24 protein-coding genes are annotated in these 26172 nt (G+C 56.7%); 9 read left to right on the top strand and 15 right to left on the bottom strand.

The features are described from left to right. Positions 1-7: 7 nt before the first annotated feature. From APU11_RS11835 to APU11_RS11815, 5 genes are all read right to left on the bottom strand, one after another. Positions 8-376, bottom strand: a complete 369-nt coding sequence (locus APU11_RS11835; RefSeq protein ID WP_020689388.1) for a DUF1090 domain-containing protein — start codon at positions 374-376, stop codon at positions 8-10. A 142-nt stretch (positions 377-518) separates the two neighbouring features. After that, positions 519-902 carry an EnvZ/OmpR regulon moderator MzrA gene (gene mzrA / locus APU11_RS11830; RefSeq protein WP_020689389.1) on the bottom strand — a complete coding sequence of 128 codons (384 nt, stop codon included), beginning with the start codon at positions 900-902 and terminating at the stop codon, positions 519-521. A gap of 2 nt (positions 903-904) precedes the next feature. Further along, entirely contained in the window at positions 905-1567 is a 663-nt protein-coding gene (gene yqjA, locus APU11_RS11825) for a DedA family general envelope maintenance protein YqjA (RefSeq protein WP_013098863.1), read from the bottom strand. A gap of 343 nt (positions 1568-1910) precedes the next feature. Beyond that, positions 1911-2687, bottom strand: coding sequence for a transcriptional regulator ExuR (exuR, locus tag APU11_RS11820; RefSeq protein ID WP_013098862.1), 777 nt, complete (start codon positions 2685-2687; stop codon positions 1911-1913). Positions 2688-2828: 141 nt separating this feature from the next. After that, entirely contained in the window at positions 2829-4127 is a 1299-nt protein-coding gene (locus APU11_RS11815) for an MFS transporter (RefSeq protein WP_013098861.1), read from the bottom strand. 473 nt (positions 4128-4600) lie between these two features. Here APU11_RS11815 and uxaC point away from each other — a divergent pair, with 473 nt between their 5' ends. Then, complete coding sequence (uxaC, locus tag APU11_RS11810) at positions 4601-6013, top strand: glucuronate isomerase (RefSeq protein WP_058651403.1); 1413 nt, start codon at positions 4601-4603, stop codon at positions 6011-6013. A 17-nt stretch (positions 6014-6030) separates the two neighbouring features. Beyond that, a complete protein-coding gene (locus APU11_RS11805; protein ID WP_045293610.1) occupies positions 6031-7518 on the top strand; it encodes an altronate dehydratase family protein in 1488 nt (495 codons plus the stop codon). A 93-nt stretch (positions 7519-7611) separates the two neighbouring features. On the opposite strand, the gene sstT is transcribed toward APU11_RS11805, so the two are convergent. From sstT to APU11_RS11785, 4 genes are all read right to left on the bottom strand, one after another. Continuing rightward, complete coding sequence (sstT, locus tag APU11_RS11800) at positions 7612-8853, bottom strand: serine/threonine transporter SstT (protein ID WP_038985779.1); 1242 nt, start codon at positions 8851-8853, stop codon at positions 7612-7614. 210 nt (positions 8854-9063) lie between these two features. After that, the gene (locus tag APU11_RS11795; protein ID WP_058651402.1) at positions 9064-10029 is read right to left on the bottom strand and encodes a TerC family protein; all 966 of its coding nucleotides are present in this window, start codon (positions 10027-10029) and stop codon (positions 9064-9066) included. A 251-nt stretch (positions 10030-10280) separates the two neighbouring features. Then, the gene (locus tag APU11_RS11790) at positions 10281-11279 is read right to left on the bottom strand and encodes a Gfo/Idh/MocA family oxidoreductase (protein WP_013098856.1); all 999 of its coding nucleotides are present in this window, start codon (positions 11277-11279) and stop codon (positions 10281-10283) included. 70 nt (positions 11280-11349) lie between these two features. Further along, complete coding sequence (locus tag APU11_RS11785) at positions 11350-11853, bottom strand: M48 family metallopeptidase (RefSeq protein WP_013098855.1); 504 nt, start codon at positions 11851-11853, stop codon at positions 11350-11352. Between the two features lie 84 nt (positions 11854-11937). Here APU11_RS11785 and rlmG point away from each other — a divergent pair, with 84 nt between their 5' ends. Beyond that, positions 11938-13074 carry a 23S rRNA (guanine(1835)-N(2))-methyltransferase RlmG gene (rlmG, locus tag APU11_RS11780; protein ID WP_058651401.1) on the top strand — a complete coding sequence of 379 codons (1137 nt, stop codon included), beginning with the start codon at positions 11938-11940 and terminating at the stop codon, positions 13072-13074. Here the strand turns inward: rlmG and APU11_RS11775 are convergent. From APU11_RS11775 to lsrR, 3 genes are all read right to left on the bottom strand, one after another. Continuing rightward, positions 13071-15092 (bottom strand): NADPH-dependent 2,4-dienoyl-CoA reductase, encoded by a 2022-nt coding sequence (locus APU11_RS11775; protein WP_058651400.1) that lies wholly within the window; start codon positions 15090-15092, stop codon positions 13071-13073. The genes rlmG and APU11_RS11775 overlap by 4 nt on opposite strands. A 196-nt stretch (positions 15093-15288) precedes the next feature. Then, the gene (gene lsrK, locus APU11_RS11770; RefSeq protein WP_058651399.1) at positions 15289-16884 is read right to left on the bottom strand and encodes an autoinducer-2 kinase; all 1596 of its coding nucleotides are present in this window, start codon (positions 16882-16884) and stop codon (positions 15289-15291) included. A 35-nt stretch (positions 16885-16919) separates the two neighbouring features. Further along, the gene (gene lsrR / locus APU11_RS11765) at positions 16920-17888 is read right to left on the bottom strand and encodes a transcriptional regulator LsrR (protein WP_013098851.1); all 969 of its coding nucleotides are present in this window, start codon (positions 17886-17888) and stop codon (positions 16920-16922) included. A 215-nt stretch (positions 17889-18103) separates the two neighbouring features. On the opposite strand from lsrR, the gene lsrA reads away from it, so the two are divergent. From lsrA to lsrG, 6 genes are read left to right on the top strand one after another with little or no spacing between them, the layout of a single operon-like run. Continuing rightward, a complete protein-coding gene (lsrA, locus tag APU11_RS11760; protein ID WP_060578504.1) occupies positions 18104-19591 on the top strand; it encodes an autoinducer 2 ABC transporter ATP-binding protein LsrA in 1488 nt (495 codons plus the stop codon). Continuing rightward, positions 19588-20619 (top strand): autoinducer 2 ABC transporter permease LsrC, encoded by a 1032-nt coding sequence (gene lsrC, locus APU11_RS11755; protein WP_013098849.1) that lies wholly within the window; start codon positions 19588-19590, stop codon positions 20617-20619. The genes lsrA and lsrC overlap by 4 nt, the downstream gene beginning before the upstream one ends. After that, a complete protein-coding gene (gene lsrD / locus APU11_RS11750; RefSeq protein WP_014833377.1) occupies positions 20620-21597 on the top strand; it encodes an autoinducer 2 ABC transporter permease LsrD in 978 nt (325 codons plus the stop codon). A 1-nt stretch (position 21598) separates the two neighbouring features. After that, on the top strand, positions 21599-22600 hold the full coding sequence (gene lsrB, locus APU11_RS11745) for an autoinducer 2 ABC transporter substrate-binding protein LsrB (RefSeq protein WP_058651398.1): 1002 nt from the start codon (positions 21599-21601) through the stop codon (positions 22598-22600). 11 nt (positions 22601-22611) lie between these two features. Beyond that, on the top strand, positions 22612-23499 hold the full coding sequence (lsrF, locus tag APU11_RS11740; protein WP_029883832.1) for a 3-hydroxy-5-phosphonooxypentane-2,4-dione thiolase: 888 nt from the start codon (positions 22612-22614) through the stop codon (positions 23497-23499). Next, a complete protein-coding gene (lsrG, locus tag APU11_RS11735; RefSeq protein WP_013098845.1) occupies positions 23496-23789 on the top strand; it encodes a (4S)-4-hydroxy-5-phosphonooxypentane-2,3-dione isomerase in 294 nt (97 codons plus the stop codon). The genes lsrF and lsrG overlap by 4 nt, the downstream gene beginning before the upstream one ends. A gap of 139 nt (positions 23790-23928) precedes the next feature. Here the strand turns inward: lsrG and APU11_RS11730 are convergent, their stop codons facing one another. The 3 genes from APU11_RS11730 to APU11_RS11720 form a co-directional block, all read right to left on the bottom strand. Continuing rightward, entirely contained in the window at positions 23929-25377 is a 1449-nt protein-coding gene (locus APU11_RS11730; protein ID WP_038985790.1) for an alpha/beta hydrolase, read from the bottom strand. Positions 25378-25485: 108 nt separating this feature from the next. Continuing rightward, positions 25486-25779, bottom strand: coding sequence for a hypothetical protein (locus APU11_RS11725; protein ID WP_020689402.1), 294 nt, complete (start codon positions 25777-25779; stop codon positions 25486-25488). 12 nt (positions 25780-25791) lie between these two features. After that, positions 25792-26049, bottom strand: a complete 258-nt coding sequence (locus tag APU11_RS11720) for a hypothetical protein (RefSeq protein ID WP_023622126.1) — start codon at positions 26047-26049, stop codon at positions 25792-25794. Positions 26050-26172: the final 123 nt, after the last annotated feature.

The following is a 26172-nucleotide window of genomic DNA, read 5'->3' as shown; positions in this document are numbered from 1 at the left end:
CGTTAACTCAATAATCGCGAGCTTCCAGCGCTTTCAGGTCGTCCTGCGCTTCTTTCAGCTTTCTCTCGCGCTTGGCAATTTTTTCCGCATCCCCTTTCTCTTTCGCTTCCTGCAGGTCGTGACGACGCTCGGCTATCTCGTCCTTCTGTTCAGCGATTTTTTTCTGGTGATCGGCACGCAGTTGGCTGTCTGAACAGTTCGCTTTCACTTCGCTCAGCGCTTTTTTCAGCCCCTCAACACGATGCTGATTGTTGTGCTTTTCGGCATAACCGATCTCACGCTGAATATCCTGCTCTTTCTCCTGACAGAGAGAAGTGGCGAAGGAGGCAGTGCTTAAAGATAAAAGGGCCAAAGCCAGAGTAATGCGGAATTTCATTATCGAAACCTTCCATTGTGTTGCGGCATACGCCGCTATCCAGACTAAGCGGAGAACATTTGAGGGGTGCTCCGCGTACTTAAGCATAGTAAGTAAACGGGGGATTCACCAAAGTGAGTGAAAAGATTCGGAATCCTGGTAATTATCCAAATCGATGCGACGTATCGCGAATCAGCGACAGCCAGGCCGCTGGCCGGCTGTCATCGTCCTGCTGGGCAATGATGTATCCCTGCGGCAGCGTGCGGTCAAGCACCACTTTCGCGGCCGCGCTCTGCGCACGAGAGTCAAACTTGATCAGTAACACATCGTTTTGTGGGGTGATACTTTTAAAGCGGATCCCGTTGGCATCCAGATGGTGCCAGACAGAAAACCCATCCGGTACGCTGACACCCTGATTAACCGGGCGAATGGCCAGCGTAGATTCCTGATGCGAAAGCGCGCTCCAGACCAGAAGCATGGCGCTGATAAGCACCAGGGCGATCAGTGCGTACGCACAACGACGCAGGGAGAGCGCTGAGATAACCATGGTTAGCTCCTGGCTCCGTATTTTTTCTTCCACAGGACAACCAGCGAACCGATCAGGCCGAAGACCAGCAGGACGACAGGCAGCAGCATCAGGCATGACATCAGCTGATCTTCATACTTCATAAAGACCGGCGTTTTACCCAGCGCATAGCCCAGCGTGGTGAGGATCAGCACCCACAGCAGGCCGCTCATCCAGTTAAAGAACTGGAAGCGAGTGCTGCTGAGACCTGACAGACCCGCGATGGTCGGCAACAAAGTACGTACAAACGCAATAAAGCGGCCAATCAGCAGTGCGGAAAGGCCGTGCTTATGGAAAAGATGGTGCGCCCGCTGGTGATAATGTGCCGGAAGGTGCGAAAGCCAGTTCTGCACGATCCGCGTATTGCCAAGCCATCGTCCCTGGATGTAGCTCACCCAGCAGCCGAGGCTGGCGGCGACGGTCAGTAAAAAAATGGTTTGCGGAAACGCCATCGCCCCTTTGGCACACAGCACGCCGACCAGCACCAGCAAACTGTCGCCAGGCAAAAAGGCCGCAGGCAGCAGACCGTTCTCAAGGAACAGGATCATAAACAGGACAAAATAGAGCATGCCAATCATGGAAGGGTTGGCCAGCGTTTCGAAATCCTGAGCCCAGAGGGCATTCAGTAGTTGGGTCAAAAGTTCCATTCAGTGTTCCTGGAAATCGGTTAACGTCACGCCTGTTATCCGGGACAAACAGCACGGCGACATTGTTGTGATTTCATTATGGTCGCTCGCGGACACATTGCGGTGTGGCCAACACTGTTCCCTGTTAATTGGCTGGTTAGCAAGCACTAACTTACAAAATAAGGAATTGAATCCAATTGTAACAAAGCCCAACGTTCTGCGTCACAGAATTTGCAGGGTGTGATGATTTTGGCGTAAGCCCTGGAAGTGAGCGAGGGGATTTACAAAGGCTGACACTATATATGTTTTGCTTACCCATAAGCGTGGGAAGGCGCAGCGAAGCGCCTGCCAGCACGGAGGCAAACTATTTTGCCTGACTTGACGCGGTATCGAGGTGAACGACAGGATTATCCGCAAAAAGATAACGGTCGGCGTTAAATTCGAAGTCGTCACTGGTCTCATTGAACAGCATCTGCTTGGTGTTCTCGAGGTGCTGCCACATGGCCAGTTTCGCGGCGTGGGGATCTTTACGAATCAGCGCCTTGAGGATTTGGTCGTGATCGTCACACCAGTTATCCACCGTACGTGAATCGATATGATCGTGCAGTTTTTTCCAGTACGGGTTGTGAACGCGCTGAGTCCACATTTTTTCTACAATTGCGGCCAGCGCGGTATTTTGCGTTGCCAGTGCCACCTGAACGTGGAACTGCAGATCCCACTCCGAATCGCGGAAACATTTTTCCTTGCGGGCGTTCTCCTGGATCTCCATCAGTTTCATGATGTCCTGCTTGGTCACCTGAGTTGCCGCAAATTCCGCAATGTTGCTTTCAATGAGCTGGCGGGCCTGGAGCAGCTCAAACGGACCATAGCTGGCAAATTCCAGGCTTTCGTCCGCAACAGGAGAGTGTTTAGGCTGATTAGAAATCACATGAATGCCGGAACCTTTGCGAACCTCAACGTAACCTTCCACTTCGAGCATGATGATCGCTTCGCGCACCACGGTGCGGCTCACGTTTTTTTCATCGGCTATGAAGCGCTCAGCGGGGAGTTTGTCACCGACAAGATAGACCCCTTGCTCGATGCGATCTTTCAGCTCGGCAGCAAGTTGTTGATATAAACGACGTGGTTCGGTGATTTCCATATGCGCTCCAGGCAGGGTACGGCGGATGATTTGTTATACCACTTTTGCATGCCACTCTCCAGATTTTGCCTTTAAAAAAGCCGCCCGGAGGCGGCTGGTTTTATAGCTCGGGTAAGCGCAGCGCCACCCGGCACAGCAATGCTAACTCTGCGTCGCCGGTCCCCCGAGGGACTCTTTCGCCAGTTCGTCGGCAGATTTGCTTTTCAGCACCGTCCAGATAACGACTGCCCCCATCAGGTCGAAGATAGCCAGTACCGCAAACAGCGGGCTGAAACCGATGGTATCCGCCAGCGCACCCACCACCAGCGCAAACAGGGTACTTGCGGTCCAGGCGGCCATCCCGGTCAGGCCGTTGGCCGTTGCCACTTCGTTACGGCCGAACACGTCAGACGAGAGGGTAATCAGCGCACCGGATAACGACTGGTGTGCAAAACCACCGATGCACAGCAGGGCGATAGCCACGTACGGGCTGGTGAACAGGCCGATCATCCCCGGGCCAATCATCAGCAGCGCGCCCATGGTCACGACCATCTTACGGGAAACAATCAGGTTCACCCCAAACCAGCGCTGGAACAGTGGCGGCAGGTAACCACCCACGATACAGCCCAGGTCAGCGAACAGCATGGGCATCCAGGCGAACATGGCGATCTCTTTCAGGTTAAAGCCATAGACCTTAAACATGAACAGTGGGATCCAGGCGTTAAAGGTGCCCCAGGCCGGTTCAGCCAGGAAGCGTGGCAGCGCGATACCCCAGAACTGACGGGTCCCCAGGATCTGCCAGACGGACATTTTTTTGCCGTTGTTGGTCTGGTGCTGCGCTTCCTGACCGCCAATGATGTACTCGCGTTCTTCTTCAGACAGTTTTTTCTGGTCACGCGGGTGTTTATAGAACACCAGCCACGCCATGGCCCAGGCAAAGCTCAGTACGCCAGAGATAATAAACGCCATCTGCCAGCTGTGCATGACGATGGCCCACACCACCAGAGGAGGGGCAATCATCGCCCCGATGGACGAGCCGACGTTGAAGTAACCGACCGCAATAGAACGCTCTTTTGCCGGGAACCACTCAGAGCTGGCTTTCAGCCCTGCCGGGATCATCGCCGCTTCCGCCGCACCTACCGCGCCGCGTGCCAGCGCCAGGCCACCCCAGCTGCCTGCCAGCGCCGTTGCACCGCAGAACACCGCCCAGGCGATGGCGAAGAAGGCATAACCGATTTTGGTACCGAGAATGTCCAGCACATAGCCTGCAACAGGCTGCATGATGGTATAAGCCGCGGAGTAGGCGGCAATGATGTAGGAGTATTGCTGCGTGGAGATGTGCAGCTCTTCCATCAACGTGGGCGCGGCGGCTGCCACGGTGTTACGCGTGAGGTAGCCCAGCACGGTGCCGAGCGTCACCAGTGCGATCATATACCAACGTAACCCTTTAATTTTACGCATCTAAAACCTCATCGTTATGTTATTTCCGTGCCAGGGCACGGCAACCTCTCACCGGTTTGGGGGAGGGCTGTGTAACGGGAGGGGCGTAACCGGGAGAACGTCCCGGAACGGCCCGAACCTTGCCATAAATAAGCGTGCATAAGTCGGTTTCCGTACCGTTAAATCCGATGTCTGACACCGGTAATGCATTCCGTCGGCTGCGTGTTTGCGACGGCGAAAAGATAACTTGTCATACAACTTTAAAAGGTGAGTGACATCACAAATGTATGATTCTTTGTAGGGGCATTATCTGGCGCAGGCGAAGCCAGTCCTGACGCGGTCTGCAGAAGGGTTTACCTCATTCGGGGTAATTTTTTTGTCCAGGTTTATTGATCCAACTCACGAAAAAAACCTCAGGCTCTGGAAATTGGTGTGATAACTTTGCAGCATCTGAACATAAGCTTTCTGCCGCTCCCGTTACGAGGAAGACGATAATGACACCGTTTATGACCGACGATTTTCTGTTAGACACTGAATTTGCCCGCCGCCTGTATCACGACTACGCAAAAGACCAGCCCATTTTTGATTACCACTGCCATTTACCGCCGCAGCAGGTTGCCGACAATTACCGTTTTAAAAACCTGTATGACATCTGGCTGAAGGGCGATCACTATAAATGGCGCGCCATGCGCACCAACGGCGTCGCTGAACGCCTGTGTACCGGCGACGCAAGCGACCGCGAGAAATTTGATGCCTGGGCGGCTACCGTGCCGCAGACCATCGGTAACCCGCTCTATCACTGGACGCACCTCGAACTGCGCCGTCCGTTTGGCATTACCGGTAAGCTGCTTTCACCGGCTACGGCAGATGAGATCTGGGAGCAGTGCAACGACTTGCTGGCACAGGATAACTTCTCCGCGCGCGGCATCATGAAGCAGATGAACGTGAAGATGGTGGGCACCACTGACGACCCGATCGACTCGCTTGAACATCACGCGGTCATTGCAAAAGACACCGCGTTTGATATCAAAGTGCTGCCAAGCTGGCGTCCGGATAAAGCCTTTAACATCGAACTCGACACCTTTAGCGACTATATAGTGAAGCTGGGCGAGGTTTCTGACACCGACATCCGTCGTTTTGCGGACCTGCAGAGCGCGCTGATCAAACGTCTGGATCACTTTGCGGCACACGGCTGTAAAGTCTCTGACCATGCCCTGGATGTGGTGCTGTTTGCAGAATCTAACGAAGCCGAGCTGGATAGCATTCTGGCGCGCCGTCTCTCCGGTGAAGCCCTGAGCGAGCATGAAGTCGCCCAGTTCAAAACTGCGGTACTGGTCTTCCTTGGCGCTGAATATGCCCGTCGCGGCTGGGTGCAGCAGTACCACATTGGCGCGCTGCGTAATAACAACCAGCGTCAGTTCAAACTGCTGGGCGCGGACGTGGGCTTTGACTCCATCAACGACCGTCCGCTGGCCGAAGCGCTCTCTAAACTGCTGAGCAAACAGAACGAGCAAAACCTGCTGCCCAAAACCATCCTCTACTGCCTGAACCCGCGCGATAACGAAGTGCTGGGCACCATGATCGGCAACTTCCAGGGTGAAGGGATGCCGGGCAAGATGCAGTTCGGCTCCGGCTGGTGGTTCAATGACCAGAAAGATGGCATGGAGCGTCAGATGACGCAGCTGGCGCAGTTGGGTCTGTTAAGCCGTTTTGTCGGCATGCTGACCGACAGCCGCAGTTTCCTCTCCTACACCCGCCACGAATACTTCCGCCGCATTCTGTGCCAGATGATTGGCCGCTGGGTGCACGCGGGCGAAGCACCGGCGGATATCCAGCTGCTTGGCGAGATGGTGAGAAACATCTGCTTTAACAATGCGCGTGACTACTTCGCCATTGAACTGAACTAAGCCCGTTTGAGGTTGATATGCACTACATCAAAATCCATTCGCTGGATAACGTCGGCGTCGCGCTGGCAGATCTGACCGAAGGAACAGAGGTCACTTTCGGTAATCAATCGGTCACGTTGCGCCAGGCCATTGGACGTGGACATAAGTTTGCCCTGATCCCCATTATGAAAGGGGATAACGTGGTGAAGTACGGTTTACCGATTGGCCATGCGCTGGCGGATATTGCGCCGGGTGAATACATTCATTCCCACAATACCCGCACCAATCTGAGCGATCTGGACGAGTACAGCTATCAACCTGATTTCCATGCGCAAGAGGAGCAGGCGGCGGATCGTGAGGTGCAGATCTACCGCCGCGCCAACGGTGAGGTAGGGATCCGCAACGAACTCTGGATCCTCCCGACCGTCGGTTGCGTGAATGGGATCGCGCGTCAAATCCAGACGCGTTTCCTGAAAGAGACTCACGATGCCGAAGGCATTGACGGCGTGCACCTGTTCAGCCACACCTACGGCTGTTCACAGCTGGGTGACGATCACATCAACACCCGTACCATGCTGCAAAACATGGTGCGTCATCCGAACGCGGGGGCGGTGCTGGTGATTGGCCTGGGCTGCGAGAACAACCAGGTGGATGCCTTCCGGGAGACGCTGGGCGAGTTTGACCCTGAGCGCGTGCACTTTATGGTGTGTCAGCATCAGGATGATGAAGTGGAAGCGGGCGTTGAGCAACTGCACCAGCTGTATGAGGCGATGCGTCACGATAAACGTGAGCCGGGCAAGCTTAGCGAGCTTAAGTTTGGGCTGGAGTGTGGTGGCTCGGACGGTCTTTCCGGCATCACCGCGAACCCGATGCTGGGCCGCTTCTCGGACTATGTGATCGCCAACGGGGGAACGACGGTGCTGACGGAAGTGCCGGAGATGTTCGGTGCCGAGCGTATCCTGATGAGCCACTGCCGTGATGAAGCGACGTTTGAGAAAACGGTCACCATGGTGAATGATTTCAAACAGTACTTCATCGCTCACAACCAGCCGATTTATGAGAACCCGTCGCCGGGTAACAAAGCGGGTGGGATCACCACGCTTGAAGAGAAGTCACTGGGTTGTACCCAGAAAGCGGGCGCCAGCCAGGTGGTGGATGTCCTGCGCTACGGCGAACGCCTGAAAACCCACGGACTGAATCTCCTGAGCGCCCCGGGGAACGATGCGGTTGCCACCAGCGCGCTGGCCGGTGCCGGCTGCCACATGGTGCTGTTCAGCACCGGCCGCGGTACGCCGTACGGCGGGTTTGTCCCGACGGTCAAAATTGCCACCAACAGTGAACTGGCGGCGAAGAAAAAGCACTGGATCGACTTTGATGCCGGTCAGCTCATTCACGGTAAAGCAATGCCTGAATTGCTGACGGAGTTTGTGGACAGTATTGTGGAATTTGCCAACGGCAAGCAGACCTGCAACGAGAAAAACGACTTCCGTGAGCTGGCGATCTTTAAGAGTGGGGTGACGTTGTAAGTTGGGTGCGGGCCGGTGCCCTCACCCTGACCCTCTCCCACGGGAGAGGGGACAAACACTAAAAACGGCAACCTCAGGGTTGCCGTTTTGCTGTTAACCTCGTAATGCGTTCTTCGCTAAACGCGCATCTTCCGCCTGACAGGCCGCAGCGGTGAACAGCACGTCGGTAGAAGAGTTCAGCGCCGTCTCACAGGAATCCTGCAGCACACCGATAATGAAGCCGACTGCGACCACCTGCATGGCAATTTCGTTCGGGATACCAAACATATTGCACGCCAGCGGGATCAACAGCAGAGAGCCGCCCGCCACGCCGGATGCGCCACAGGCACACAGCGAGGCCACCACGCTCAACAGCAGCGCCGTAGGCAGATCCACCGCGATACCCAGCGTATGCACTGCCGCCAGGGTCAGCACGGTGACGGTGATCGCCGCGCCCGCCATGTTCACGGTTGCACCCAGCGGGATAGACACGGAGTAAGTATCACGATCCAGATTCAGTTTTTCCGCCAGCGCCATGTTAACCGGAATGTTAGCTGCAGAGCTGCGGGTAAAGAAGGCGTACACGCCGCTTTCACGCAGGCAGGTCATTACCAGTGGATACGGGTTGCGGCGGATCTGCCAGAACACCAGCAGGGGGTTAACTACCAGCGCCACCAGCAGCATGCAGCCAACCAGGACCATCAGCAGCTGTGCGTAGCCCCACAGCGCGTCAAAACCGGTGGTTGCCAGCGTAGAGGAGACCAGACCAAAAATACCGATTGGGGCGAAGCGAATAACGATTTTCACCATGAAGGTCACGGCGTTCGAGACATCGTTAACCAGGTTTTTCGTGGTCTCATTACCATGACGCAGCGCGAAGCCCAGCCCAATTGCCCAGACCAGGATGCCAATGTAGTTTGCGTTCATCAGCGCCGTGATTGGGTTAGAGACCATGCTCATCAGCAGGCCACGCAGCACTTCCACAATCCCGGATGGCGGCGTGACATCACCGGCCGCGCTGGTCAGGTGCAGCGTAGACGGGAACAGGAAGCTAAATACCACGGCGGTTAAGGCAGCGGAGAAGGTGCCCAGAAGATACAGGAAGAGGATCGGCCGAATGTTGGTTTTTTGTCCGTGTTGGTGGTTGGCAATCGACGCCATGACCAGCATCAGAACCAGTACCGGTGCCACGGCTTTCAGTGCGCCAACGAAAAGGGTTCCAAGCAGCCCCGTGGCTTCTGCAGCAGGTTTTGACACCATAGCCAGCAGAATACCCAGTACCAACCCGACCAGAATTTGTTTTACAAGGCTGCCCTGCGCCAGGCGCGCGAACAGACCGCGTGATTGTGTGCTCATACGTTATTCCTGAGTGAAATTGCGTTCCATCCTGGCTGTGCTCTAAGGCACATTTATGTCCGGATGTAAGTATTTGTTTGCCTGGTTGAGTATCAGGGAAAGCGAGGAAAGGCGGAAGAGTAAAATGCTGGATTTTACGTGTTGCGTCATGTTTTTTAACTATTGATTAACGAAAGCGCCGGGTGGCGCTGCGCCACCCGGCAAAACGCACTACGCCTGCTGCTTTTTATCGTGCTGGCGGTTAACCCAGGTATTGATAATCAGCGTTACCAGCAGAATGCCAAACACCACGCCGAGCGAGATGGCAATCGGGATATGGTAGAAATCGACAATCAGCATCTTGATACCGATAAACACCAGGATCACCGACAGACCGTACTTCAGCATTGAGAAGCGCTCAGCCGCGCCTGCCAGCAGGAAATACATCGCACGCAGACCGAGAATAGCGAACAGGTTAGAGGTCAGCACAATGAACGGGTCGGTAGTGACGGCGAAGATAGCCGGGATACTGTCCACGGCGAAGATCACATCGCTCAGCTCCACCAGAATCAGCACCAGCAGCAGCGGGGTGGCGAACAGCAGGCCATTCTTGCGGACAAAGAAATGCTCGCTCTCGATTTTGTCCGTCATGCGCAGATGACCACGGATCCACTTCACCAGCGGCTTATCACCAATACCGGTTTCGTCTTCTTTCGCCTGCGCCATTTTAACCCCAGTGAACAGCAGGAACGCGCCAAAGACGTACAGCAGCCATTCGAACTGGGTTATCAGCCAGCTTCCGGCGAAGATCATGATGGTACGCAGGACGATTGCCCCCAGCACGCCGTAAACCAGCACGCGACGCTGCAGGGCAGCAGGCACGGCAAAGTAGCTGAACAGCATCAGCCAGACGAAGACGTTATCAACCGCCAGCGCTTTTTCAATCAGATAACCGGTGAGGAAGGCGAGCGCCTGAGGATCAGCCACCGCACGGCCTTCGGTCGAGGCCAGATACCACCAGAAGGCGGCGCAGAAAAGGAGTGAGAGGGATACCCACACCAGCGACCAGACGGCGGCTTGCTTGACGCTCATACCGTGCTCGCCGCGACGGCCCTGCAAAAAGAGGTCGATTGCCAGCATGATGAGCACGACAACCGCGAATCCGCCCCACAACATTGGAGTGCCGACAGAATGCATACTATTTTCCTTACACATAAAAAACAAAAACGGCCATGGTCAGAAGACGATAGCCGTTAGCTTTTTATGCATAGACCTCGCCTTCCGGCAAGGTCTCACTTACAACCACGAAGGTTGCCCGGCGACCGGATGCGGTTTTGCACGCATCGTAATGACGATCCACCGGCAAGGAAGTTACTCCCCTTTGCTCGTAACAAAATATGTCAGACCATCAGTTTCGTCAATGGTCCTCAGCCATTCATTACACAGCTTTACGCGATAGCTTCTGTGCTCACGCCGTCAGCCGGGAAAACCACGCCGGTCTGGCGACGGATTTCCGTTTGCAGCTTCGCCGTGGTGCGGCTTATCGCAAGCCCCGGGTGATTCACTTCGTTGTCTTCCACCAGACGGGCGAAGACCTCTGCCTCATAGAGCATAGTGTTAATATGCTGAGGCTGCGTCAGCTCCTGCGCTTTACCGCCGCGTGGCACAAAGCTCAGTTTCTGGCATTCGGAGATCTTCTCGATAACCAGCGATCCGTTTTCACCCTGAATTTCACTTGGCAGGACGGAGTCACTCACTTTGGAGTGCTGCAGCGTGACGCTGAAATCACCGTAATCCAGCACCACGACACCGTGCGCATCCACACCGCTTTCCAGCAGGCTGGCAGTGGCCGTTACGCCGTGCGGCTCGCCCCACAGGGCAACCGCAGAGGCCAGACAATAGAAACCGATGTCCATAATCGAGCCGTTGGAGAAGGCCGGATTAAAGGTGTTCGGGTTCTCGCCGTCCAGATAACGCTGGTAGCGCGACGAGTACTGGCAGTAGTTAATAAAGGCTTTGCGCACTTTGCCCACCTTCGGCAAAGACTGCTGTAGCAGCAGGAAGTTCGGCAGGCTGGCGGTTTTGAACGCTTCGAACAGCACCACCTGGTTGTCGCGGGCGCACTGAATGGCGGCTTCCACTTCCTCGATATTCGAGGCCAACGGCTTCTCGCAAATGACATGTTTTTTGTGGCTGAGGAAGAGCCGGGTTTGCGGGAAGTGCAGGGCGTTCGGGCTGGCGATATAGACCGCGTCAATGGCGTCGCTTTGCGCCATCTCATCAAGCGAGGTGAACAGATGTTCAACCAGATAATCGTTCGCGAAGGCCTGCGCCTGTTCAAGGCTGCGGGAATAGACGGCGGTGAGCTTAAGTTTGCCGGTTTCGTGGGCGGCGTCGACGAACTGGCGCGTGATCCAGTTCGTACCAATGACTGCGAAACGTATCATAAACGTTTACGTACTCCATAGCGGGGAACCTTTAGCCACTGTAGCACGTGATTGTTGCAAAACCAGTGCGCTACTGCGCATTACTCTTTAACGATAAATGCGTAAGCCACAAACGGGTATCAAACTCCAGCTGATGGTACTGTGGCTCCATGTGGCAGCACAGGGAATAGAACGCCTTGTCATGCTCTTTTTCCTTCAGGTGCGCCAGCTCGTGCACCACGATCATCCGCAGAAAGGCTTCCGGTGCGTTGCGAAAGACGGTGGCGACGCGGATCTCGGCTTTTGCTTTTAGCTTACCGCCCTGTACGCGTGAAATGGCCGTATGCAGGCCGAGCGCGTTTTTCAGCACGTGGATCTTGTTGTCGTACATCACTTTATTGATGGGTGGTGCACTCTTCAGATACCGGTTTTTGAGATCCTGCGTATACTGCCAGAGGGCCTTATCGGTCGCGACATCGTGCGTGCCGGGATAACGTTTTTCCAGCACCGCCCCCAGTTTTTGCTCGGCAATTAACGTGCGTACCTGGGAGAGCAGATGCTCCGGGTAGCCCTGGAGATAAGTCAGCTGGTTCATCAAAACCCCAAAATAAGTTGAAAACGGGTATACTCACGCACCCTTTTCAGGGATAACGCCAAATTTTACCATTCAGGAGGGCCGATGAGCCACTTAGACAACGGTTTCCGTTCACTCAACCTTAAACGTTTCCCGGAGACGGACGACGTTAACCCGCTTCAGGCGTGGGAAGCGGCGGATGAATATCTGCTGCAACAGTTGGATGACACTGAAATTCGCGGCCCGGTTCTGATCCTGAATGATGCCTTCGGTGCGCTGGGCTGCGCCCTTGCGGCGCACACGCCTTATAGCATTGGCGATTCATACTTAAGCGAGCTGGCGACGCGTGAAAACCTGCGTCACAACGATCTCGATGAATCCAGCGTGAAGTTCCTCGACAGCACCGCAGACTACCCGCAGGCGCCGGGCGTGGTGCTGATCAAAGTGCCAAAAACCATGGCGTTGCTGGAGCAGCAACTGCGTGCATTACGGAAAGTCGTCACGCCAGAGACGCGCATCATCGCGGGCGCGAAGGCGCGTGATATTCATACCTCAACGCTGGAGCTGTTCGAGAAAGTGCTGGGCCCGACCACCACGACGCTGGCCTGGAAAAAAGCGCGCCTGATCAACTGTACCTTCAGCGCGCCGGAACTGGCTGACGCGCCAGAGACGCTGAGCTGGAAGCTGGAAGGCACAGACTGGACCATCCATAACCACGCGAACGTCTTCTCCCGCACCGGTCTGGACATCGGCGCGCGTTTCTTTATGGAACACCTGCCGGAAAATCTGGAAGGGGAAATTGTCGACCTGGGCTGCGGCAACGGCGTGATTGGCCTGACGCTGCTGGCGAAGAACCCGGACGCCAGCGTGGTGTTCAGCGACGAATCGCCGATGGCGGTGGCGTCGAGCCGTCTGAACGTGGAAACCAACATGCCTGAGGCGCTGGACCGCTGCGAGTTCATGATCAACAACGCGCTGTCCGGCGTGGAGCCATTCCGCTTCAACGCCGTGTTCTGCAACCCGCCGTTCCACCAGAAGCACGCCCTGACGGATAACGTCGCGTGGGAGATGTTCCACCATGCGCGCCGCTGCCTGAAAATCAACGGCGAGCTGTATATTGTGGCGAACCGTCACCTGGACTACTTCCACAAGCTGAAGAAGATTTTCGGTAACTGCGTCACCATCGCCACCAACAACAAGTTCGTGGTGCTGAAAGCGGTGAAGCTGGGACGTCGTCGCTAAATAACCAGTGCAAGCTGGGTGCCCTGCGCAATGGCCCGCCGCGCATCCAGCTCCAATGCCACATCGCACCCGCCGATCAAATGCACCGTTTTACCTGCCTCACGCAGCGGATCCGCCAGATCGCGCTTCGGCTCCTGCCCGGCACATAAAATCACATGATCCACGCGCAGCAGCTGTGGCTCACCGCCGATCGTGACGTGCAGGCCGTCGTCGTCGATCTTCTGATAGCTCACCGCCGGGATCATCTTCACGCCGCGCGAAAGCAGGGTGGCGCGGTGGATCCAGCCGGTTGTTTTCCCCAGTCCTTCACCCGGCTTACTCGCTTTGCGCTGCAGCATGACGATCTGCCGTGGGCTTTTTGGCAGCTGTGGCCCTTCCGGGCGCAGGCCGCCGGACTGGCTCAGGCTGGTGTCGATGCCCCATTCCACGCAAAATTCGGCAATGTTCTGGCTGGTGGCCTCGCCCGGCTGGCTTAAATACATGGCGGTATCAAAGCCGATCCCGCCACAGCCGATAATGGCGACGTTTTCCCCAACCGGCGCTTTATCGCGCAGCACATCGAGATAGCTCAGCACTTTAGGATGATCGATACCCTCGATCGCAGGCGTGCGCGGTGCGATCCCGCTTGCCAGGATCACCTCGTCGTAATCCAGCAGATCTGGCGCACTCACCCACTGGTTGAGCCGCAGATCCACACCCGTGAGCTCGATCATCCGGCGGTAGTAGCGCAGCGTTTCATAGAACTCCTCTTTGCCGGGGATCTGTTTGGCAATATTAAACTGCCCGCCAATTTCGCCTGCGGCATCGAACAGCGTCACGCTGTGCCCGCGCGACGCCGCATTTACCGCAAACGCCAGCCCCGCGGGGCCCGCCCCGACAACCGCCAGGCGTTTTGATTTGTCTACCGGGAGCACCGGCATTTTGGTTTCATGGCAGGCGCGGGGGTTAACCAGGCAGGAGGTCACTTTCCCGACGAAGATCTGATCCAGACAGGCCTGATTACAGCCGATGCAGGTGTTGATCTCATCCGCACGCCCGCTTTGCGCTTTGGAAAGCAGTTCTGCATCTGCCAGGAACGGACGCGCCATCGACACCATATCGGCATCGCCGCGTGAGATGACATCATCCGCCACCTGCGGATCGTTAATACGGTTAGTGGTCACGAGCGGAACAGACACTTTGCCTTTCAGCTTGCGCGTAACCCAGGTGAATGCCGCGCGCGGTACCGGCGTGGCGATAGTCGGGATGCGCGCCTCGTGCCAGCCAATCCCGGTATTGATGAGGGTGGCACCGGCGGCTTCAATCGCCTGCGCCAGCTGGACTGTCTCGTCAAACGTCCCGCCGCCTTCCACCAGATCCAGCATCGACAGGCGGAAGATGATAATAAAGTCAGCGCCCGCACGTTCGCGCACGGCGCGTACCACTTCGACGGCAAAGCGCATGCGTCGCGCATAATCGCCGCCCCATTCGTCGTCACGCTGGTTAGTGCGGGCGGCGAGAAATTCGTTAATCAGATAGCCCTCGGAGCCCATTACCTCGACGCCGTCATAGCCCGCTTCACGCGCCAGCGCCGCACAGCGGGCGAAGTCGTCAATCAGCGCCAGCACTTCATCGTGGCTGAGGGCATGCGGCTTGAAGCGGTTAATCGGTGCCTGAATGGCCGACGGTGCCACCAGATTGGGCTGATAGCTATAACGCCCGGTATGCAGGATCTGCAGGGCAATTTTACCGCCTTCGCTGTGAACGGCATCGGTCACAATGCGATGGTGCGGCAGCTGTGACGCATCATTAAGCACCGCTCCGCCTTCCATCCCCACGCCTGATGGCGCGGGAGCCACACCCCCGGTGACGATCAGCGCCACCCCGTGGCGCGCGCGCTCGGCATAAAAGGCCGCCAGACGCTCGGCCCCGTCCGGATGCTCCTCCAGCCCGGTATGCATTGAGCCCATCAACACGCGGTTTTTGAGCGTTGTGAACCCCAGATCGAGGGGGGCGAATAGCGACGGGTAGCGGCTCATAGTCTCTTCCAGTGTAAAATTATTGTTATGTGGTCGGATGAGTTACTAATTTAGCCAGCAGAAAGTAAAAGGGAAAAGGGGAATGCAGTGATTGTGATGGGATTCAAATAATGCCCTCACCCTAACCCTCTCCCACAGGGAGAGGGGACTCAATCTCCCTCTCCCTAAGGGAGAGGGGACTCAATCTCCCTCTCCCTTAGGGAGAGGGCCGGGGTGAGGGGGATGCTCGCACCAGCCCAGGTGCCTGCCACATTGACGTCGTCAGCCCGCTGTCCACCAGACCGAGCTGGTCGGCGTACACCGCCTGCCACTTCTGCATCATGCCATCGTACAGCGCCCGGTGCTGCGGGTTCGGGGTAAACTCGCGGCTCCATTTCACCAGCCGCTCGCCGGTGGTGGCCATATCCGCAAACAGTCCGGCCCCGGCTCCGGCGGCAATGGCGCAACCCAGCGCCGTCGCCTCTTTCACTTCCGGTACGCGCACCGGCAAACCGGTGACGTCACTTAAAATCTGGCTCCATAGCGCCCCCTTCGAACCGCCTCCGGCAAACACCAGGCTCTCGAAGTTAACGCCGGAGAAACGTGAGATTTGCGCCAGGTTACAGGCCGAGACAATCGCTGCGTTCTCTTCCAGCGCGCGGAACAGCGTCGCTTTGTTGCACTTTTCCGGGTCGATGGAGAGGTTAATAAACGACGGGGCGGCGTGGTACCACTGCTTAAAATGCATCGCGTCGGAGAAGATGGGCATCACGCCATGCGAACCCGCGGGCACCCGGCTCGCCATCTCCTCGAGCAGGGAATAGGTGTCCATCCCCATACGTTCGGCGATCAGCTTCTCTTCCGCGCAGAAGGCGTCGCGGAACCAGCGCATGGTCAGGCCGGTGAAGAAGCTGATCGATTCCGCCTGCGCCATACCGGGGATGACGTGTGGGTTCACGCGAATATTCATCTCAGGATCGGTGCGCACCTGCGGCAGATTGACCACCTGTTGCCAGAAGGTACCACCCAGCACTGCCGTTTGCCCGGCGCGGACCACGCCCAGCCCCAGACAGCCCAGCTGCACGTCGCCGCCGCCCATCACCACAGGGGTGCCTTCACGCAGGCCGCTCTGCTGTGCGGCATCATGGGTGATAGCGCCCAGCACGGTGCCGGTCTCTTTCACCGGAGAGAGGATATCGGCGCGCAGCCCGGCCATATCCAGCAGCGCTGGCCGCCAGTCGCGGGAGAAGAGATCCAGCATCCCCGTAGTGCCCGCATTTGATGGATCGACCGCCAGCTCGCCGGAGAGCTTCGCCGCCAGCCAGTCGCTGATCATGGTAATAGTGGCAGCCTTGCGATAGATATCCGGGCGATGGTGCGCCAGCCACAGCAGACGCGGCATGGCGCTCAGGGCCAGGGTCTGGCCGGAAACGTCGTACACTTCGGATTCAAACTGGTTGTCGTGGATCTCTTTGAGTTCGGCCACCTCGCGGCTGGCGCGGGCGTCGACGTTGGCGCAGGCCCAGATGGCCTCACCGTTGCGGTCATACAGCACGATCCCTTCGCGCATGGAGCAGCAGGCGACGGACTGGATATCCGCCGCGCTCAGGTGCGCGCGATCCAGCGCCTGGTGGATGCACTGGCAGGTAAGCCGCCAGTTGGTATTGAGGTCGAACTCCATCGAGCCCGGCACATTTTCCACGCTCAGGTGCTGCCACTCGGCCTGACCCACGGCAACCTGGTTGCCCTGCAGATCGAAAATAACGGCACGCACGCTGCCTGTCCCTGCATCTAACGCTAAAAGGTAACTCATGAGTTTGCCTCGTTGTTAGCGCAGGGCTTACCCCGTTACGTCAGGGCCAGCACCGCGCGGGCTGTTGTCTCTTCCGTCACCAGGCCATTGATACGGCGACCTTTCAGTGCGGCGTAAATCGCATCGGCTTTCTCAACACCGCCAGCCACGCCGACGATGGTAGGTAACTGCGCCAGTTCATCAAGCGTGACGCCCAGCAGTTCTTTGTGGATCTCCAGCTCTTCAACGCACTCTCCTTCGGCAGTGAGGAAATAACCGAGAATGTCGCCGACGGCCCCTTTACGGGCATACATCAGCTGTTCACCTTCGCTGATGTAGCCTGAGCGCAATATCGTTGCATCACGACGCTGGTTCACGGACCCAATCCCGACCACCGCCACGTCGGCCGCCGTTGCGGCGAGGATCACGTCCCGCACGCTGGTTTCACGTTTTAAGATCCCAGCCACCTCGGCGGAGGAGACGCGAAGCGGGGCGGGGATCATGCTGACGCTGCATGCCGCGTCCAGCTGGCCGATACCGGTCATATACGGCCCCACGCCGCCGGAAAGGGTGACCAGACGGATCTGCTGCGAGCTGATAAAGCCGCTTAAATGTTGCAGGCTGCTCATGGTGGTTTCACCAAATCCCACCGCTAACAGCTGGCCGGGTTCCAGCACGCCCATTAACGACTGCGCGGCACCAATGCCTAACCGCACGTTCATTGGCGGGGTATTCAGTGCTGGCAGCACGCGCACCAGCTTTAGCCCAAAGCGCTGCTGCAGTTCGGTTTCCAGTGCCAGACAGCCCTCATAGCGGGAGTTGATCTGCACGCGGATCACCCCTGACTGGCGACCTTTCTCCAGCAGGCGAGAGATCTTCAGGCGCGGCAGGCCGAGCCGTTCGCCAATGTCGTTTTGCGTCAATCCGTCGTGGTAGTAACACCAGGCCACGCGGGCAACCAGCTCCTCTTCCGCCAGTGCCAGCCCGGCAAACCGACCTTCTTCCGCAGTGCGTTTATCGCTCATAATTGAACTCTTATAAAAATTTAGATCATATGTTCGTGACGGCGCAGGTCGAAAGTGTGAGCCACGCGGCAAAACGGATCATTTAGATAGTTTCTTTCTCAGATGGATCTTAATCGATAAAACTGTGATCCCTGCACGGTTGTAAATATAGTTCACCGTCTACGCTTTTGAACATTATTAAATCTAAAAATCATTTGTTCAATAGCGGAGCGATGATGACCCCACTTATCGAAGCACGAGCCATCTGCAAGCAGTTTTCCGGGGTGCCGGTTTTGAAAGGCATTGATTTCACGCTGCTTGCGGGCCAGGTGCATGCGCTGATGGGCGGGAACGGCGCGGGTAAATCGACGCTGATGAAGATCATCGCCGGGGTGGAGACGCCGGACAGCGGTGAACTTTCCGTAGCAGGTCATTCATATGCGCGGCTCACGCCCGTGCAGGCCCATAAGTTAGGTATCTATCTGGTGCCCCAGGAACCGCTCCTGTTCCCCAATCTGACGGTGCGGGAAAACATCCTTTTCCGCCTGCCGCGTGAACGGGAAAGAGAGAATCGGCTGACGGAGAAGCTGCAGCAGCTTCAGTGCCAGCTAAATCTCGACGCCACCGCCAGTACGCTGGAAGTGGCGGATCAGCAGATGGTGGAGATCCTGCGCGGTCTGATGCGTAACGCAACGATCCTGATCCTCGACGAGCCCACGGCCTCCCTTACGCCGGGTGAAACCGAACGTCTGTTTCGCCAGATCCGCGCCCTGCAGGATCTGGGCGTCGGCATCGTCTTTATCTCGCATAAATTGCCGGAGATCCGCCAGCTGGCAAGCCACGTCTCGGTGATGCGCGACGGTGCCGTAGTGCTCAGCGGGGAAACCGCGCAGTTCGACGATAACGCGCTGATTGCCGCCATGACGCCGGTGAGCCGGGAGAAAGGCTTAAGCGATGCGCAAAAACTGTGGCTGGCGCTGCCGGGAAACCGTCGCACCCAGCCGCAGGATTTTCCGGTATTGCGCGTGGACGATCTTACCGGGGAGGGGTTTATCGATCTCTCGCTTGAGATCTACGCAGGCGAGATCGTCGGTCTGGCCGAGCTGGTCGGATCCGGGCGCACCGAATTTGCCGAGACGCTCTACGGCCTGCGTCCGGTGCGTGGGGGACGGGTCTGGCTGGAGAATCAGGAGATCACTCACGAGAGCGTGGGCGCCCGGCTGGACAAAGGCCTGGTTTATCTGCCGGAAGACAGGCAGGTGTCCGGCCTGTTCCTGGATGCACCCATCCGCTGGAACACCGTGGCGCTGAACGAGCCGTCTCTCTGGCAGCAGCGCAAGCGGGAGTCCGCGGTGGTGGAGCGTTACCACCGCGCGCTGGGGATCAAACTCAACCATGCGGATCAAACCGTGCGCACCCTCTCCGGCGGGAATCAACAGAAAGTGCTGCTGGCCCGCTGTCTGGAAGCCAACCCGTTATTGCTGATCGTCGATGAACCGACGCGCGGCGTGGACGTGTCGGCACGTGCCGATATCTACCAGCTCATCAAAAGCGTGGCCGCGCAGAACGTGGCAGTGCTGATGATCTCAAGCGATCTCGATGAGTTTCCTGGCCTTGCCGATCGCGTGCTGGTCATGCACCAGGGCGTGCTCAGCGGCGAGTTGCCGCGCCATGCCGTCAGCCTCGATCGGATGATGGCGCTGGCGTTCGGAGGACAATCATGAAGACGTTACTGAAAAACCGCGAGCTGAGCGCGTTTCTCGCCATTCTTGCGCTGTTTGCCGTGCTGGTGGCGCTTAATCCGGCGTACCTGAGCCTTCAGACGCTGGGGATGATCTTCGCCAGCGCGCAAATCCTGATCCTGCTGGCGCTTGGCGCCGCGCTGGTGATGCTGACCCGCAATATTGACGTCTCCGTGGGCTCCACCGTGGGGCTCTCAGCCATCGCCGTCGGCGTGGCGCTGAACAATGGCTACAGCCTGCCGGTATCGATGCTGTTCGCGCTGTCTGTCGGTGCGCTGGCAGGGGCGTTCAACGGGTTTCTGGTGGTGGCGCTGCGCATCCCGGCGATTGTCGCCACCCTCGGCACGCTGGGGCTGTATCGCGGGGCGATGCTGCTCTGGACCGGTGGAAAGTGGATTGAAGGGTTACCGCCGGGGCTGAAATCCCTCTCTGAACCCGTAGCCGTGGGCATTTCGCCGCTCGGCATGGTGGTGCTGTTTTTGGCCGCCGTCGGCGCGTGGACGCTCTCGCGTACCGCGTTTGGACGCGATTTCTATGCCGTGGGCGATAACCTTGCCGCCGCGCGCCAGCTGGGCGTGGCGGTTAACCGCACGCGGATGATCGCCTTTACTCTCAACGGCATGCTGGCGGCCTGCGCCGGGATTGTCTTTGCCGCGCAGATTGGCTTTGTGCCAAACCAGACCGGGAGCGGGCTGGAGATGAAAGCCATCGCCGCCTGCGTGCTCGGCGGCATTTCGCTGCTGGGCGGGACGGGCACGCTGATTGGCGCACTGCTTGGGGCCTTTTTCCTGACGCAAATCGACACCGTACTGGTGCTGTTTAAGCTCCCGGCGTGGTGGAATGACTTTATCGCCGGGCTGGTGCTACTGGGCGTGCTGGTGCTCGACGGGCGTCTGCGCCAGGCGCTGGCGCGTCATCAGCGGGCGCTGAAATACGGTCGCTTCCAGCCGGGTAACAGAGGGGGAAAGCACGTCACCCCATTTCCCAAACGCAAAAAAGAGGTGGCGTAAATGAAGCTTAACTGGGAAAGCGCGCTGCTGATCTTACTGGTGCTGGAGATCCTGCTCTTTGGCGCCATCAACCCGCGGATGCTCGACATCAACATGCTGCTGTTCAGCACCAGCGATTTTATCTGCATCGGCATTGTGGCGCTGCCGCTGACGCTGGTGATTATCAGCGGCGGGATCGATATCTCCCTCGGTTCAACCATTGGCCTGTGCGCCATTGCGCTGGGGGTGATGATGCAATCGGGCTGGCCGATGGCGGTCGCCATTCCTCTGACACTGCTGCTGGGCCTGCTGTGCGGGCTGGTGAATGCGGCGCTGATCCACTACACGGGTATCAGCCCTTTAGTTATCACTCTCGGCACGCTCTACCTCTACGGCGGCGGGGCGCTGCTGCTCTCCGGCATGGCGGGCGCGACGGGCTATGAGGGCATCGGCGGCTTCCCGGACAGCTTTACCGCGTTCGCTAACCTGACCGTGTCAGGTCTGCCCATTCCGCTGGTGCTGTTTGCGCTCATTACGCTCTTCTTCTGGCTGATTACCCACCGCGGGCGCTTTGGGCGGCATCTGTTCTTAATCGGCCAGAACCCGCGCGCCGCGCGCTATGCGGCGCTGTCGGTTAACGGCATGCCCTACGCGCTGTATGGCCTGGTGGGCGTCGCCTCGGCCATTGCCGCCCTGGTGATGGTCTCCTATTTCGGTTCCGCGCGCTCGGATCTGGGGCGCGATCTGCTGATGCCAGCCCTCACCGCTGCCGTACTCGGCGGGGCGAATATTTATGGCGGGTCAGGTTCAGTTATCGGTACGGCACTGGCAGCGCTGCTGGTGGGGTATCTGCAGCAGGGGTTACAGATGGTCGGCATCCCCAACCAGGTGTCGAGCGCGCTGTCAGGGGCGCTGTTGGTTGTGGTGGTGATGGGACGTTCGCTGAGTCTGCACCGTGAATGGGTGCGTTCTCTCTTTAGAAAACTATCCGGAGCGTAAGATGAAAACAAAACTGATAGTCCTGGCAATGGCCCTCAGCTTCGCCTCGGCGCAGGCGGCGGACCGCATCGCCTTTATCCCGAAGCTGGTGGGGGTGGGCTTCTTCACCAGCGGCGGCAATGGCGCGAAAGAGGCGGGGAAAGACCTCGGCGTGGACGTCACCTACGACGGCCCCACCGAGCCGAGCGTCTCCGGCCAGGTGCAGCTCATCAATAATTTCGTCAACCAGGGCTATAACGCCATTATCGTCTCCGCCGTGTCGCCGGATGGCCTCTGCCCGGCGCTGAAGCGCGCCATGCAGCGCGGCGTCAAAGTGCTGACCTGGGATTCCGACACCAAACCGGAGTGCCGCAGCATTTACATTAACCAGGGTACCCCGGAGCAGCTCGGTGGCCTGCTGGTGGAGATGGCCGGGAAGCAGGTGACAAAACCGAATGCCAAAGTGGCGTTCTTCTACTCCAGCCCGACCGTCACCGACCAGAACCAGTGGGTGAAAGAGGCGAAGGCCAAAATCGAAAAAGATCATCCCCAGTGGCAGATTGTGACCACCCAGTTTGGCTATAACGACGCCACCAAATCCCTGCAAACCGCCGAAGGGATCTTAAAAGCGTACCCGGATCTGGATGCGATCATCGCCCCGGATGTCAACGCTCTGCCTGCCGCGGCGCAGGCGGCGGAAAACCTGAAGCGGGAAGGGGTGGCGATTGTCGGATTCAGTACGCCTAACGTCATGCGTCCGTACGTGGAGCGCGGCACGGTTAAAGCCTTCGGCCTGTGGGATGTGGTGCAACAGGGCAAAATTGCGGTCAATGTCGCCGATCGTTTGTTGAAAAAAGGCGATCTTAACGTCGGCGACAGCGTGGAGGTAAAAGATATCGGTACGCTGAAGGTCGAGCCGAACAGCGTCCAGGGCTACCAGTATGAAGCAAAAGGCAACGGCATCGTGCTGCTGCCAGAGCGCGTGGTGTTCACCAAAGAGAACATCAACAAATACGATTTCTGACGGGGGAGCAAATGGCTGATTTAGACGACATCAAAGACGGTAAGGATTTTGGCATCGGTACACCGCAGCAAAATGTACCGTTCACCCTGAAGGGCTGTGGCTCGCTGGACTGGGGCATGCAGTCCCGGCTTTCGCGCATCTTCAACCCAAAAAGCAACCGCACGGTGATGCTGGCCTTTGACCACGGTTACTTCCAGGGGCCGACCACCGGTCTTGAGCGTATCGATCTCTCTATCGCGCCGCTGTTCGCCGAAACCGACGTGTTGATGTGTACCCGCGGTATTTTGCGCAGCACCGTACCGGCCGCCACCAATAAACCGGTGGTCCTGCGCGCCTCCGGCGGTAACTCAATTCTGGGCGAGCTGTCGAACGAGTGCGTGGCAGTGGCAATGGAAGACGCGCTGCGCCTGAACGTCTGTGCGGTGGCGGCGCAGGTGTACATTGGCAGTGAATTCGAGCATCAGTCGATCAACAACATCATCAAGCTGGTGGATGCGGGGGCACGCTACGGGATGCCCGTGCTGGCGGTGACGGGCGTCGGCAAGGAGATGGCGCGCGATGCGCGGTACTTCTCGCTCGCCAGCCGTATTGCCGCCGAAATGGGGGCGCAGTTTGTCAAAACCTACTATGTGGATGAAGGATTCGAAAAAGTGACCGCCAGCTGCCCGGTGCCGATCGTCATCGCCGGGGGGAAAAAGCTGCCGGAGCACGAGGCACTGGAGATGTGCTGGCGCGCGATTGACCAGGGAGCCTCCGGCGTGGACATGGGGCGCAACATCTTCCAGTCCAGCGCGCCGCTCGCCATGCTGAAGGCGGTGAAGAAAGTGGTTCACGAGAACATGAGCGCCCGGGAGGCGTTCCAGTTCTGGCAGGAAGAGAAACAGGGAGAAGCGAAATGAACGTGACGTTAGTGGAGATCAACATCAAACCCGAGCGGGTGGACGAGTTTCTGGAGGTGTTTCGCGCCAACCACGAGGGCGCGATTCAGGAGCCGGGAAACCTGCGTTTTGACGTGTTGCAGGACCCCCGGGTGAAAACCCGGTTCTTTATCTACGAGGCCTATAAAGACGAAGAGGCGGTGCTGGCGCATAAAAAAACGCCGCACTACCTGGCCTGCGTGGATAAACTCGAAGAGCTGATGTCGGAGCCGCGCAAAAAACGCAGTTTTGTGGGGCTGCTGCCGGAGTGACAAATTAACCGGCAGCCAGCGATTCAATGGGGATAGTGGTGAAAGAGGCGAAGAATAACGGATGTTATACTCTGGCGCCGGTTGTCTTTTATTTCATCTATCCCCAACGATGAGCTGACGTTAAAAAACGCCTCTTCCTTTATCTTATGACGCCAGCAATCCTTTCAATCAGATAGGGATAGAACGGATTCGAGGTGATACGCATTAAGGAGTCCATATCTGCCAGCAGTACCGCTCGCTCCCCTCTGACGCGTAAAACACCCAGACTCAGACCATAGTGATTTGGTTCATAGGGTTCACTTCCATATAAGGAGTCATGGACAGGAAACGGGAGGGCGACATGAGAGAGTGAAAAAACATCTCTCGGATAGCGCACATTAAGGGGCTGCACGTCTGCTGTTGTTGAGTGCGCTAAGTGTGTCGAAGCGACCATGTTCATACTCTCTGAAGAGGCGTTTTTGACGATAGTCGTCGTGTAAGTACGCTGTGGTGTTGCCAGTAAGTGTGATAGCGCGCGATCCGAAGAGTGGCGAAACAGTGCACGAAAATTGACCGCACGATTAATATCAAACAACACCAGTTCGCTACCGTTATCCGGTAGATTATGATGGAGTACGTCCAGCACTGCCCGGGTACTGACTGTGGAATCAAGAACGGACTGAAACGTAAGCACATGAGGAAGGTCTTTCCAGCCAGCCGATGACTTGCGTCGCGTAAGGTCCCGTTTCAATGTCTCAGTCAGAAGATAAGCCTGCCGCGCACCATTCACGGGAAAAGAGTTATATTTAAAAGGATTAAATTCTGGTACCAGACCTAACCAGGCCGCACGAGAAAAGGCCGGGAGAAAGGCTGTCCATTCGGCCATTCCCGAAAACCGAGCAAAGCGGCTTATGCCTATCATGGGAGAAATCAGGACAATTTGTTGTGGCTTCTTCAGGCTCTCATCATCAAGGGCATCGATGGCATATTTCATGGCCAGCGCCCCACCATTGGAAAAGCCAACAATATGCAGCGGCGCATCCGCATGGGTCATTTTTGTTGCCTCGCGCACCGCAAGACGCGTTGCTGCCAGCCAGTCCTGCCATTTTACATCCGTTAATGCCCCGGGTACGGTACCATGGGCAGGTAGACGGATCCCGATGGCGACAAACCCTTCTTTTTGATAGAGCCGGGCAATATGCTGCAGGCTGTAAGGGGAGTCCGTAAGTCCGTGCAGTAACACGACAGCCCCTCTCGGTTCCGCCTGTGGGCGCATGATATAGGATCGATTCCAGTCTGTGGGAAGGGTGTCCGGAAATACCGGGCTTGACGGGTTATAACGATTTAAACTCGTTGTATCCTGATCGGTTTGCTTCATAACGACATTGTTATGCACCTCCATGAAGAGGGCGTTTTCAGCATTGATATAGTCATCCCAGTCGGCACGATCGATCTCGTTTTCGCGTAATTCATTAGGGACAAAAGTATGCCAGGGCTGGAGTTCGCCGCTACGCTGTACCCAATAAAACAGGCCTGTCATTGCACAAAGCGTGAAGCCCAAAAGGATAAAAATACAACGCTTCAACACTCTAATACTTTTCTTGCGCATAAATCCTCTAAACATAGATATTCAACCTGATATCTGCTGTATTTAGGTTTTAAAGCGCAGCGTGGTTGATGATGGGGGCACAGAATAAAGATATGGACATCGCATAAACTATGCTTTTAACCATTGCATGATCAGCAAGGAGTTAATGGCGAAATTAATATGCGCGACGATAGATAACATAATACTAAGCGCTGCCACAAACAGAACCTTGAGGTTGAGGATGCGTGTTTTTTTTAAGTTTGCATCCAGCCATAACATATTCCTTATTTTATTCTTTTGATATAAATACATTATCCCCATAGATAAATATAAGAGAGGCATGATAATGCTTACTGAATTGATCTGTAACAGCAGTAATTCACTGCCAACTAATGCAAATAGCCATGAAATAAATAGCAGCATAAGCGTTGCTCCTCAGTTTTTTTTGTTGGTAAGGTAAAACCAAATCATAAACAGAACATCTAAAAACAACCAAACTCCGCCCAGCAACAAAACGTGCGAGACTGCACCCGGCCAGAACAAAGCGCCATTGGGGGAAACAGAAAAGAAATCCTGTCCCCAGACCAGGCGTGCCACAATCATGAAAAGGGGCAGCAATAAAAGGTTGAACAGAAAAAGATAACGGATAAAGTTTGGTTTTTTGGGCCGTCTGATATTTTCTTCCGGGAACATGGTTTCCTCACTGGTTTCGGTGAAAATAAAGAGGCATTCTAGTGCGAAAAGATAGATGGAACTTAAACACACGTCATTTTATAGCGTGCGCAGCTGTCACCTCGATGATTAATGAATGAGAGT

The sequence above is a fragment of the Enterobacter sp. 50793107 genome (assembly GCF_001463365.1).
GTDB classification, from domain to species: Bacteria; Pseudomonadota; Gammaproteobacteria; order Enterobacterales; family Enterobacteriaceae; genus Enterobacter; species Enterobacter cloacae.
This window is presented reverse-complemented; position numbering and strand designations above follow the sequence as displayed.